Raw genomic sequence first — 11,384 nt, forward strand, 5'->3', positions numbered from 1 at the left:
GTGGAGACTCCGAAGCAGGAAAAGAACTTGAAGAACGCCGAGGTGAAGGCGTTGATTGAGGAAAATCTCCGGCTGGTTCAGAAGATCGCGAATGATTTTCTGGGCCGGGGGCTCCCATGGGAAGATCTGGTGTCGGAGGGGAACCGCGGTCTGATGACCGCCGCCCGCCGCTATGATCCGAGCCGGGGGGCGCGGTTCAGCACCTACAGCGCATGGTGGATCAAGCAGGCGATCCGGCAGGCGATTGCGGAGCAGGCGCAGATGGTCCGGGTTCCGATCGGGACGCAGACCCACTGGCGCAAGATCCGGCGGATCGTGAACGAGCTGACCGAGGCTCTCGGCCATGCGCCGAGCGACGAAGAGGTGGCCGAGGCGGCGAATCTGCCGCTGGCGACCGTGAACCGGCTGCGCGGCAGCCGCCAGATCGACGTGCAGTCGCTGAATGCGCCGATTTCGGACGGTGATCCGGACGGCGGCGAATTTCAGGATTTCTTTCAGGACGATACCGAGCCGGCTCCCGACCAGCAGTTGATCAAGCTGGAGGATGTGGAGAATCTGCTCTCCTTGCTCGAAACCCTGACGGAACGCGAACAGAAAGTGCTGCGCCTCCGGTTCGGATTGGACGGCGAACCGATCCGCACTCTCGACGAGGTCGGAACCGAACTCAACTGCACCAACGAGCGGGTCCGGCAGATTCAGAATCAGGCGCTGCGCAAGCTGCATGCGCAATTGGAAAATATGCGTTGATATGCCTCTCTATCCCGAAAATGCGCTGCTGATGGCGCCGTTGTCCGGCTTTACCGATCTGCCTTACCGCCGTGCGGCGCGGGCGGGCGGCTGCCGGTTCGCCTTTACGGAAATGGTGGATGTCGCGTCGCTGACCTACGCCCGCGAGCGTTCCGCCGGAATGTTGCGGCGCGGGCCGGAGGAGGAGTTTCTCGGCGTGCAGCTGGTGGGGGCGGATCACGAATTCATCCGCCGCGCGGCGGATGTGGTCAACGAGTACGAATTTTCCGTGGTGGATTTCAACCTCGGCTGTCCGGTCCCGAAAGTTGCGAAAAAGGGAGCCGGGGCGGAACTGGGACGGCATCTCGACGCGGCGCTGGCCTGTTTCGCGATCATTGCGGAGCGGTCGCGCCATCCGGTGACCGCCAAAATCCGGATCGTGGATGCGGAGGACCCCGCGCCGACGCTGGCGCTGGCGAAAGGCCTGGCGGAGCTGGGGGCGCAGGCGATTACCGTGCACGGGCGGATCAAGGAGGCGTTCTACTCCGGGCCGGTGAATTTCGGCATGATCCGGGCGGTGCGCGAGGCGCTTCCCGGAGTTCAGGTGATCGCCAACGGAGGCGTGACCGGCCGGGTGAAATATCAGGAAATCCGGCGCGAAACCGGCTGTTCGCTGGTGATGCTGGCGCGCGGTGCAATGGGGAATCCGTGGCTTTTCAACGAACTGTCACTGGGCGACGCTTACGTACCGCCGGATATCGACGAATGGTTCGGCGTAATCCGGGAGCATGTTGAGGGGATGATCGAACTTTACGGCGAAGAGAGCGCGATGCGCATGGCCCGGAAAATCCTGCACGACTATCTGAAGGGGCGCGGTTTCCACAGTGTGATGAAGGCGCTGGCTTCGGCGGTGGCGACGCGGGCGGACTTTGAAGCGTTTCTCGCGCGGACGAAGCAGGAGCATTCGGAGAGTTACTGGACGCAGCTGGAAGCGAATCCGGCGGCGGAACGGCGCTTGCGGCGATAAACAATGAACCGGGAGGAGTGAAGATGTCCGACGATATTTCCGATTCGCGCAAGGGGCTTTACTATCTGGGGATGGTTCTGGGGGCGGCGGGCTTCCTCTGCTGCTTCGGGGCGGTTGCTTCCGGAGGATGCGGCATCGCGGCGGGCGGCATGCCGCATCCCGGCGGAATTTTTCCGATCTTTTTTGTCGGGATGTTTCTGTTTATTGCCGGTGGGATTCTCGTCGGCATCGGCAGGCGCGGTCTGGCCGGTTCCGGCATCGTGCTCGATCCGAAACAGGCGCGCAAAGACTTGAAGCCGTGGGCGAAGATGGGCGGCGGCATCCTGAAGGATGCGCTGGAGGAAGCGGGGCTGAAAAAAGAGGAAAGCGCCTCCTCCGATCTGGAAACGGACCTGCGCGCCCTTTACCGGCTGCATCAGGATGGAATCCTTTCCGATGAGGAGTATGAAGCCGCCAAGAAGAAGCGGCTGAAAAAGTGAAGCGGCGGTCAGCTGTCGAGGTTGCGTTCGAGAATTGCGGCGGCGAGAGCGACCGTGTCGGCGCAGGGGCGTTTGCGGTAATATTCCGGCGTGCGCGCCTCGGAGACCGGGGCGTCACTCTGCTTTGGGGCCAGCCCGAGCAGTTCGCGGCAGACGATCGAACCGGTTTCGGCCCGGAATTCGGCGGCGAGCTTCTGGATAAACGCATAGTGCGCGTCTTTCGCCTCCTTGTCGGAGAGGTCGGAATAACCGCGCCGCAGGTTTGCGACCAGAAACATCCCGGAAACGGCACCGCACACCTCGCGCAGCCGCCCCATCCCGCCGCCGAAGCCGGAGGCCAGCCGCATCGCGGCGTCGAAGTCAAGTCCGCATTCCCGGTGAAACGCGCCCAATACCGCCTGCGCGCAGTTCGCGCCGGATAAGAAAAGCTGCCGTGCCTGTTCCGCTTTGTCCGCCATGTTTTCCTCCTTCAGAACCGCAGTTCTTCCCATGCCTTGTCCAGTTTTTTCAGCGGGGCGCGTTCGCCGAGCGGCACTTCCGGCGCGAAAACCGCAAGGCGGCACTCCTCGGTCAGCCGCCAGAAGTCGTGCAGCAGCGGTTTGTCGGTCAGCTCCGGCACGCTTTCCGCCGCCAGATGGAAGCGGTCGAGATAGTCGGAGATGGCGTCGAGTTTGGTTTCGTCGCGCCCCGGCGCTCCCGCCGCCCGCTCCGCCCGGATTTTCACGCCGCGCAAATAGCGGGGATAGTCCTCGAATACGAAGTCGCTTTTCAGGAAGCGGTTGCGGAACAGAAAGTCGAGATGGCGTTTCATATCCGCCGCGCTTTCGGGACACTGCGCCTTGATCCGTTTGGCGAGGTCGCGGCCGAGCTGGTAGTTGGCATAGTAGCCTTCGAGCTGTTTGACCATCCGGTCCACGAAGCAGCCCAGCTCCTGTTTGGCGTGCTCCGCGCCGATGCCGAAGGCGAGGCCGTCCCGGATTTCCCAGAGATCGCTCTCGAAGGCGGCGGCGATTGCGGTGTCGAGCAGGTCGTCGGCGTAGTCGCGGTAGTTCAGGAACCACGACAGCTCCGCCTGACGCGAAAACCGGATCGTGCGCTTGAAGAATTTCAGCTGCGCGGCGTTTTCGAGTTTGAAGAGCCGGATGATTCCCTTGCGGTGGTTCATCCGCGCTTCCGATTCCTTGAGATAGAGCGCCTGGCCGATGCTTTCGCCCTCGTCGCACAGTGCCGGATAGGCGGTTTTGCCGTTGCCGTTGGGCAGCTCCACTTCGAAGGGGAGGGGCTTCAGGCCGGGCCATGCGGTACAGCCGGCGGCGGTGTAATTCTTCGCTCCGGCGACTGCGCGGCTCAGGCGGGAGCCCTGTTGGACCGAGGCCGGGATTTCGCGGTGAAGCTGGACGATTTTGCCGTTGCGGTTGAGTTCGGCGAGCTTCATGGTCAGGTATTCGGGGAGCCGGACGTTGTCGAAATCGGCGGGCGCGACCGGTTCTCCCAGATTGTCGCGCAGGTATTCGGCCAGAGCCGCCGCGAGCGGCTGTTCGGAAAAGACCGCGCCGGACTTCACCGCTTCACAGAAGGCGGCGACCGTCTCCGCGATCGGGCCGGCGGCCTGCCGGACCGGTTTGGGCAGCGCGCGGATCATCAGTTCGACCTTCTCCGGCAGGTAGCCGGGTACCAGCCAGTCGAGCGCATGGCCGGGCAGCAGGTTCAGCTGGTCGGAGGGAACGTAAAGCGTGAGCCCGTCCTCCGGCTCACCCGGCGTGAACGAGTAGCGTAGCCGGAAGGACTGGCCGGAAAAGGCGAGCGCATCGGGGTAATCGCCCTCTTCCCACTGCCGGAACTGCTCCTGCATCGCATCCTGCGGCGTGATGGAGTAATCCTGCGAATCATTGCGGATCAGTTCCTTCAGTGATTTGACGCTGTCGATTCCCTCCGGCAGCAGCGTCAGGTAGTGTTCGACCACAGCTTCGGGATCGAGGATAGTGCCGGGACGGCGGACCTTTTCCTCCAGCAGAGCAAGCGATTCGAGCACATGGGCGCTCTTTTCAATCCACGTTTTCGGAATGATCACGCTGCCGGTCGCCAGCGCCTCGCGGATGAAGATTTCACGCGCTTCCGCCGGATGGCTCTTGCTGTAAAGCACCCGCCGCCCGTTGTGGATCAGCAGCCCCCCGAAAGTGAGCCGCTCGCGGGCGTATACGAAGCCGGATTCGGCGTCCCAGTAGGGCTGGTCGTAGATTCTGGTGCACAAATGCGGCGCGGCCTGTTCGAGGTAGTCGGGGCGGATCGCCGCGTTCTGCCGTGCGAAAAGGCGGCTGGTTTCGACCAGCGCAAAGCTCATCAGCCACTCCGGCGCCGGCTTGGCTTTGAACAGCCCGGAGCCGGGGAAGATCAGAAATTTGCGCGCCCCGGTGCCGAGATAGTGCTGCTCTTCCGGCATATACCGGGCGATGTGGCGCGGAATCCCCGCCAGAATCGACTGGTGCACCTGGTCATACGGCGGATTTTCCAGCAGCTTCGGCAGTTTTGCGCCGCTCCACTTGAGGTCGGCGGCGGCGTCGGCGAGATCGGCGGCGAGATTGCGCCACTCCAGCAGACGGTTGAAATTGTAGAAATTCCTGCGGGCGAAAACACGCAGTTGCCGGTTTGACGGACACTCCTGCTGAATCGCGTTCCACAGATTCAGGATGGTCACGAAGTCGGATTTTTTGTCCCGGTATCTGCGGTGCGCCTCGTCGGCGGCCTGCTGCTTTTCGAGCGGGCGCTCCTGCGGGTCCTGTATCGACAGATAGGCCGCGATCACCAGCAGCTCCGGGAGCACCCGCCGCTTTTCCGCGAATGCGAGCATCTTGCCGAGGTGCGGGTCGATCGGCAGCTCCGCGAGTTTCCAGCCTTCACGGGTCAGCCTTCCCGCCGGATCGAGTGCGCGCAGGTCCTCCAGCGTGCGCAACCCTTCGCGCACCGCCGCCGGGGGAGGGGGATTGATGAAGGGGAAGTGGGTGATCCGCGGCAGTCCGAGCGCGGCCATCTGCAGGATCACGCCGGCCAGCCCGGTCCGCTTGATTTCGGGATCGGTATAGGGCGCGGAGCGTTCGAGATCCTCTTCGCTGTACAGATGCACGCAGACGCCGTCGGCGATACGGCCGCAGCGGCCGCGCCGCTGCCGGGCGCTCGCCTGGCTGATCGATTCGACCTGCAACTCCTCGATCTGGGTGCGCGGGTTGAACCGCTTGATCCGCGCCAGCCCCGAATCGATCACGAAACGGATGCGCGGGATGGTCACGCTGGTTTCGGCCACATTGGTCGCCAGTACGATCCGGCGCTGCCCCCCCGGATTGAACACTTTCTGCTGGTCGGCGGCGGAGAGACGGCCGAAGAGCGGCAGCACCTCGGTATTGCGCAGCCTGCGGCCGGTCAGCACGTCGGTTGCGTCACGGATTTCCCGTTCGCCGGGCAGGAATACGAGAATGTCGCCCTGCGGGTCCAGGCTGGTCACAAATTCCGCCGCGCGGGCAATCTGCGCGGAAAGCTCCTCGTCGTACTCCGGCGGCATGAATACATCTTCGACCGGATAGGTGCGCCCTTCGATCGCGATCACCGGCGCGTCGTTGAAGAACCGGGAAAACTCCTGCGTATCCAGCGTTGCCGACGAAATCGCCACTTTCAAGTCGGGCCGGTGCGGCAGCAGGTTTTTCAGGTAGCCGAGCAGGAAGTCGATATTCAGCGAGCGTTCGTGCGCCTCGTCGATGATCAATACCTCATACTGGCGCAGGCTGCGGTCGTTGCGGGTTTCGGCAAGCAGGATGCCGTCGGTCATGAACTTGAGTACAGTCGATTTTGTGGTGCGGTCGTCGAAGCGGACCTGATAGCCGACGCCGGTTCCCGGTTCGCAGCCCAGTTCCTGCGCGACGCGGCGGGACATCGCCGAGGCCGCGATCCGGCGCGGCTGGGTGCAGCCGATCCGTCCGCGCCGCCCGTAGCCGAGTGCGAGTGCGATCTTGGGAAGCTGGGTGGTCTTGCCGCTGCCGGTGTCGCCGCCGACGATGATCACCGGGCTGGATTCCCACGCCTTTTTAATCTCATCGACGTGGCGGGAAATCGGCAGTTCTTCGGGAAATTCGACCCGGAAGCGGTCGCAACTGGCCGCGTAATCGGGATTTTCGGGGCGCGGATTCATTTTCGCTGTCTTTCCCGGCGCAATACGCACCAGTCATACGCGATCAGCAGTCCCAGCCCGGCATAGCAGGCCGGAACCAGGAAGAAGGAGTCGCGCAGTCCCCAGCGGTCGCCGACCACTCCCATTAGCCACGCGAAAAAGCCGCAGCCCGGCACTCCCGCGCAGGAGAGCAGAATGAAGATCATCGTGGAGTCTCCCTTGACCCGGTCCACGCAGTAGCTCTGGATGCTCGGCCAGAAGGGACCGGTCGCGATGCCGAGGAAAAAGAGCAATCCGAAGAGAATCCAGATCATGTCGGCGGAGAGCAGCGGCGGGAAGAGTCCGAGCAGCGTTCCGGCAACCGCGCAGCCGACCACCAGATGCCGGAGTTTTTCCTGGCTGACCAGAAAGCCCGAAACCATGCGTCCGACAATCATGCCGCCCGCGAAGAACGCGGTGCCGAGTCCGCCCATCAGCGCCGACGCGCTGTAGTCGAGCTGGATAAAGCTCGACACCCAGAAGGTCAGGCAGAATTCACCGCCTCCGGCGAGGAACATCGCCGTGAAAAAGAGCCAGAAACGCGGAGTTTTCACAAGCTCCAGCGCATGGCCGGATACGGTCGTCCAGTGCAGCTGCTCCTGCCGGTCCGGCTTCTGGGGGCCGTGATAGGGCAGCAGGAACAGAAAAGCGGGGACCAGCGAAATCACGCAGGCTCCGGCGAGGACGAAGCGCCATGACACGCCGCAGTAGAGCAGCAATCCGGCCAGCATCACCGTGCCGACCACGCCGACCGACCAGAAAGAGTGCGAAAAGTTGATATAACGCCCGGGTTCGTCGTCGATGTGCAGGTCTTGGATCACCGGGGTCGCGAGTCCTTCGACCACGCCTTCTCCGAGTCCGGCGACCGCGACCGCCGCGAACAGGAGACCGTAGGCCGGGGCGATCGCCGCCAGCCCGATTCCGACGCTCATCAGCACCATCGCCACGCCGAGCGAGCGCACCTTGCCCCAGCGCCCCGCCGCGAAACCGCAAAAGAGCATCGCCGCCACCATCGGAATGCTCCGGCCGAGCTGCAGCGCTCCGCCCGCGCCTTTGCCGCCTTCGCCGAGCGGGAAGCCGAGCGACTGCGCAAGCTGGACCAGACAGACCGGCACCACCAGCGAACAGCAGGCGTATGCGATGAAACAGGAAAATGCGGCATAGTCGTACCGCCCGAACACCATTTTCTTAGCCATAGATATACAGTTCCATTACAAAACGGGCGCACCCTTGCCCGGAATGCGCCCGCAAAACAGTTGAATTACAGTGACCCTTTGGTGGAAAGCACCCCGACCACGCGCGGATCGATGGCGGTCGCCTGGTCGAGCGCCTTGGCGAATGCCTTGAAGATCGCTTCGGCGACATGATGCACCTCTTCGCCCGCCAGTTTCTTCACATGCAGATTCATACCGGATTTGTTGACCAGAGCCAGGAAAAATTCATGAAAAAGCCGCACGTCGAGGTCGCGGATCATGCCCGGCGCGGGGAAGTCGACATCCCAGACCAGACAGGGCCGTCCCGAGAGGTCCAGCGCCACCAGCACCAGCGTTTCATCCATCGGCAGGATCATATTGCCGTAGCGGCGGATTCCGGCCTTGTCGCCGAGCGCTTTCGCCAGCGCGTCGCCCAGCACCAGCCCGAGATCTTCCATCGTGTGGTGGTAATCCACGGCGAGGTCGCCGACCGCCTTGACTTCAAGATCGAAGAAGCCGTGCCGGGCGAAGAGTTCGAGCATGTGGTCCATGAAGGGAATGCCGGTGTCGATTTGACCGCGGCCGGTGCCGTCAAGCGAAATCTTCACTTCAATATCGGTTTCGCGGGTGGTGCGCCTGACCGCCGCGAAGCGTTCCGTAGCCATAAAGATACCTCATTGAAACAGAGTTACATCACAAGTTCCTATAATGTAACACGGGAAAAGCCGCTTTACAATGACGGGTCCTGATTTTTTTCCGGTTCCGGATCGTCGTCGGCCGGATAATACGGATAGGGGAAGTAATCCATCGGCTCGTCGGTGTCGCTGCCGGTCAGCGCCTGGGCGATGGTCAGCACATACCGGAAACTGTCGCTGTTGACCGCGCAGGAAAAGAGGTTCAGCGCCGCGAAGCGCAGCAGCATCCGCCGGTCCCAGAACTCGCAATGGCTGATGCCGGGGGCGGCGCAGATCTGCCAGTCGTGCTCCGGCACCAGCAGCCGGCCCTCGCCGTCGTACAGCGCGAAATCCCCGAGCACCCGGACCAGCCGGAGGCCGGCTTCCGGCTCCGCGACCTCCAGCGCCAGCCCGGCGAGAATCGCCACGGCTCCGCAACGGTTCTCCAAGACCGGCCCGATGCAGTAGTATTCGGGACGCATCGTGGTCTCGTTGCGGGCGGTGAAGCCGCATTTGCGCATGAAGTAAGCGATGTTCTCCAGAGTGCGCAGCGGGCAGCGGTTCGCCTCGGCCCGGAATTTTTCCCAGATACGGACCAGTTCGGGCCGGGAGTCGTTGTCATACCACTGCAGGTGCACGTCAATCAGGCCGTCGATCAGGTCGATATGGGGCGCGTTCAGCCGGGAAGCGAACTCCCGGCGGCGGCGGCGCAGCGTAATCGCCGCCTGCAGCTGGTGGCTGCGGCGGCGCAACAGCGGATGATCCGACTCCTGAAGGACCGCCAGCGCGTCGCCCAGCTCCGCTTCGCGGTTCAGGAGTTCGGCCATCGCATTGACGGCGACGGTTTCATCCTCGTCGTCAAGCAGGCTCAGTAAGGAGGCAAGGTCACTCCGCTGCGCCATTGGCCGCATTCTCCCGGGTCGGGAACTTGCCGAGCAGCGCGTTGTTTGCGATCTCCTTGACCTCGTCGGTGAAGTCGCTGCGGACGATCCAGCGCAGGAAACCCGGATCGTTCGACGCGATGTCGCGCAGGGTGCGTCCCGCGTTCTTGCCGAAGTTCACGATCACCTCGTTGTCGCTCCACTTGAAGCGGCGGGTGCGGTCCACCGCGTCCGGCCCGGCCAGATCGCTGAAATCGGCGAGTTCGGCCACGGTGCGCGGCAATTCCGGGTGTTTTTCCAGTTGGCCGAGCAATACCTCGAAAGTCGCGGCGGTGTCGGCGGCGGCGCCGTGCGCGCCCTCCAGCTCCTTGCCGCAGAAGAACTGATAGGCGGCGGTCAGGGTGCGCGGATAGAGCTTGCAGAAGATGTTGTACGCATCGATCACCTTGCGGTCGTCCACCTTGAAAGTGAAACCGGCCCGCTTGAATTCGGCTTCCAGCATCGGGATATCGAAACCGGTGATGTTGTAGCCGGCGAGGTCGCAGTCCTCAATGTAGCGGAACAGCTTTTCCGCGATCAGCAGGAAGGTCGGGCAGTCGGCCACGTCGGCGTCGCTGATGCCGTGGATCGCGGTGGCTCCCGGCGGAATCGGCATTTCGGGATTCAGCCGCCGGACGGTGTTCTGGGTGTGCCCGTCCGGGAAAATCTTCAGCACCGCGATTTCCACGATCCGGTCCCGCTGCGGCATCACGCCGGTACTTTCGATATCGAAAACGACCAGCGGCCGCTCCAACTGTAAATTCTGCATCATCGATGCGCTCCCTTGTCAAATAATGATTACTGCTGGAATATACCACCGCCGGAACCGGATTGCAAAGGAAATTCAGGAAATCTGCCCGCTTCCCGGCAGAACTTTTTCATGGAAAAATTACGGAGAGGTATTGACATTGACAGTTTGTTATAGTAAAATATATAACAGAGGCGCCGATTACAACTGACAACCAGAAGACCACCGTTAATCATGCAGGAGGGAAAATGATGCCGTACAAAAGAAGTTTTACGGAAAGAAAAGTCCGCAGAAGAATAAAAAAAATTACATTGATTAAATTATTGATGACTGTAATTCATAAAGTATGCAATCACTTCTGCGCTGCCGCTCTGCTCCCCAGGCCCCTCATTCCCGCTCCGCGTAAAAGAGAGGGGTTCGGGGGAGAGAAAGCGGCGACTTGCGCCGCGTCTCTCCCCGTACCGAATATCCCCAACTTCTCACATGCGCCCGGCAAGCTCTCACGCCTCCGCCAATGCTCTGCAAGCGGCAAGTCGAAATCTTCTTCCCTCGCCGACCGACCGCTGCTCCGCCTGTCGACCGTTCCGTACCCGGCGCCGGCACCTTGCCGGTCGTGGTCCAGCGGCGAAAGCGCTGGTCGCTCCGGCAGGAGCGAAATCCTCCGTCGGAGACTATCCCGCTGCAGTTTTACGCTGATTGAGCTGCTCGTGGTGATTGCTATTATCGCGATCCTTGCAAGTATGCTGCTGCCGGCGCTGAATAAGGCGCGAATGACAGCGCGGAGCGTCAGCTGTAAGGGAACGCTGAAGCAGATGGGGCAGATTGATATGTTTTATTCCGACGACAACGGCGGATATATCTGCCCTGTCCGGATGCTGGCTCCGCTGGGAGGTGGCTGGAGAAACGTGGATTGGTTTCAAAGTCTTGCGGTCTATGCGGAAAGCCTGTTTCAGCAGCGTTACCGGAAAGGCAATTACGTTCCTGCCGCGACTGATCTGTGGGCGACCTACGCGGTTCCGCCGTGCCCGGAATTCGATCCGTCGCGAACTCAGTACGGCTGGGCGTCCACCACGGTTGACGGGGTGCGGCTTACCCCCGGATATGGCGGATATGCGGGAAATCGCCACCGGGGATTTTTTCAGTCGGGCTGGGCTAACGAACCGGTGAAGCGTACCCGGCTTAAGGCGCCTTCGCGATATTTCATGACAATGGACAGCGGGTATTTTGTATTGTGGGAGCAGAGCGGTTCTTATATGGGGAGCTGGGGAAGTCTCTATTTCCCGCATGGCGGCTTCAGCAATATGGCTTTTGGCGACGGGCATGTCGGGGACCTGTTCGGACCGCATGTCAACCGGGTCCGGCAAAATCAGGTCCGGTTCCGTTGCGATGATCTGGATGTCTGAAAAAGCGAAAGGGAATTTT

10 protein-coding genes are annotated in these 11,384 nt (G+C 61.9%); 4 read left to right on the forward strand and 6 right to left on the reverse strand.

Features of this window, described 5'->3' with window-relative positions; genetic code table 11:
* From C8D82_RS02415 to C8D82_RS02425, 3 genes are read left to right on the forward strand one after another with little or no spacing between them, the layout of a single operon-like run.
* Positions 1-747 (forward strand): sigma-70 family RNA polymerase sigma factor, encoded by a 747-nt coding sequence (locus tag C8D82_RS02415; protein ID WP_165832783.1) that lies wholly within the window; start codon positions 1-3, stop codon positions 745-747.
* Position 748: 1 nt separating this feature from the next.
* Positions 749-1,753 (forward strand): tRNA dihydrouridine synthase, encoded by a 1,005-nt coding sequence (locus C8D82_RS02420; protein WP_165832784.1) that lies wholly within the window; start codon positions 749-751, stop codon positions 1,751-1,753.
* A 23-nt stretch (positions 1,754-1,776) separates the two neighbouring features.
* Positions 1,777-2,232, forward strand: a complete 456-nt coding sequence (locus C8D82_RS02425; protein WP_116882678.1) for an SHOCT domain-containing protein — start codon at positions 1,777-1,779, stop codon at positions 2,230-2,232.
* A gap of 8 nt (positions 2,233-2,240) precedes the next feature.
* Here C8D82_RS02425 and C8D82_RS02430 read toward each other — a convergent pair whose 3' ends face one another.
* The 6 genes from C8D82_RS02430 to C8D82_RS02455 form a co-directional block, all read right to left on the reverse strand.
* Positions 2,241-2,690, reverse strand: coding sequence for a C-GCAxxG-C-C family protein (locus C8D82_RS02430; RefSeq protein WP_116882679.1), 450 nt, complete (start codon positions 2,688-2,690; stop codon positions 2,241-2,243).
* Between the two features lie 11 nt (positions 2,691-2,701).
* Complete coding sequence (gene hrpA / locus C8D82_RS02435) at positions 2,702-6,409, reverse strand: ATP-dependent RNA helicase HrpA (protein WP_116882680.1); 3,708 nt, start codon at positions 6,407-6,409, stop codon at positions 2,702-2,704.
* Positions 6,406-7,623 carry an MFS transporter gene (locus C8D82_RS02440; RefSeq protein ID WP_116882681.1) on the reverse strand — a complete coding sequence of 406 codons (1,218 nt, stop codon included), beginning with the start codon at positions 7,621-7,623 and terminating at the stop codon, positions 6,406-6,408. Before C8D82_RS02440 ends, hrpA begins: the two co-directional genes overlap by 4 nt.
* Before the next feature lie 65 nt (positions 7,624-7,688).
* Positions 7,689-8,285, reverse strand: coding sequence for an imidazoleglycerol-phosphate dehydratase HisB (gene hisB, locus C8D82_RS02445; protein ID WP_116882682.1), 597 nt, complete (start codon positions 8,283-8,285; stop codon positions 7,689-7,691).
* Between the two features lie 65 nt (positions 8,286-8,350).
* Entirely contained in the window at positions 8,351-9,196 is an 846-nt protein-coding gene (locus C8D82_RS02450; protein ID WP_116882683.1) for a hypothetical protein, read from the reverse strand.
* Positions 9,180-9,986, reverse strand: coding sequence for a 3'-5' exonuclease (locus C8D82_RS02455; protein ID WP_206212458.1), 807 nt, complete (start codon positions 9,984-9,986; stop codon positions 9,180-9,182). The genes C8D82_RS02450 and C8D82_RS02455 overlap by 17 nt, the downstream gene beginning before the upstream one ends.
* 302 nt (positions 9,987-10,288) lie before the next feature.
* Here C8D82_RS02455 and C8D82_RS20975 point away from each other — a divergent pair, with 302 nt between their 5' ends.
* Positions 10,289-11,365, forward strand: a complete 1,077-nt coding sequence (locus tag C8D82_RS20975) for a type II secretion system protein (RefSeq protein WP_147835800.1) — start codon at positions 10,289-10,291, stop codon at positions 11,363-11,365.
* Positions 11,366-11,384: the final 19 nt, after the last annotated feature.

It is taken from the genome of Victivallis vadensis (genome assembly GCF_003096415.1).
Classification (GTDB): domain Bacteria; phylum Verrucomicrobiota; class Lentisphaeria; order Victivallales; family Victivallaceae; genus Victivallis; species Victivallis vadensis.

Bases quoted from the DNA above. Each gene is read 5' to 3' on its own strand.
- C8D82_RS02440 (WP_116882681.1), bottom strand. From the start codon at position 7,623: ATGGCTAAGAAAATGGTGTTCGGGCGGTACGACTATGCCGCATTTTCC.
- C8D82_RS02420 (WP_165832784.1), top strand. From the start codon at position 749: ATGCCTCTCTATCCCGAAAATGCGCTGCTGATGGCGCCGTTGTCCGGC.
- C8D82_RS20975 (WP_147835800.1), top strand. From the start codon at position 10,289: ATGACTGTAATTCATAAAGTATGCAATCACTTCTGCGCTGCCGCTCTG.
- C8D82_RS02425 (WP_116882678.1), top strand. From the start codon at position 1,777: ATGTCCGACGATATTTCCGATTCGCGCAAGGGGCTTTACTATCTGGGG.
- C8D82_RS02450 (WP_116882683.1), bottom strand. From the start codon at position 9,196: ATGGCGCAGCGGAGTGACCTTGCCTCCTTACTGAGCCTGCTTGACGAC.
- C8D82_RS02430 (WP_116882679.1), bottom strand. From the start codon at position 2,690: ATGGCGGACAAAGCGGAACAGGCACGGCAGCTTTTCTTATCCGGCGCG.
- C8D82_RS02455 (WP_206212458.1), bottom strand. From the start codon at position 9,986: ATGATGCAGAATTTACAGTTGGAGCGGCCGCTGGTCGTTTTCGATATC.
- hisB (WP_116882682.1), bottom strand. From the start codon at position 8,285: ATGGCTACGGAACGCTTCGCGGCGGTCAGGCGCACCACCCGCGAAACC.
- hrpA (WP_116882680.1), bottom strand. From the start codon at position 6,409: ATGAATCCGCGCCCCGAAAATCCCGATTACGCGGCCAGTTGCGACCGC.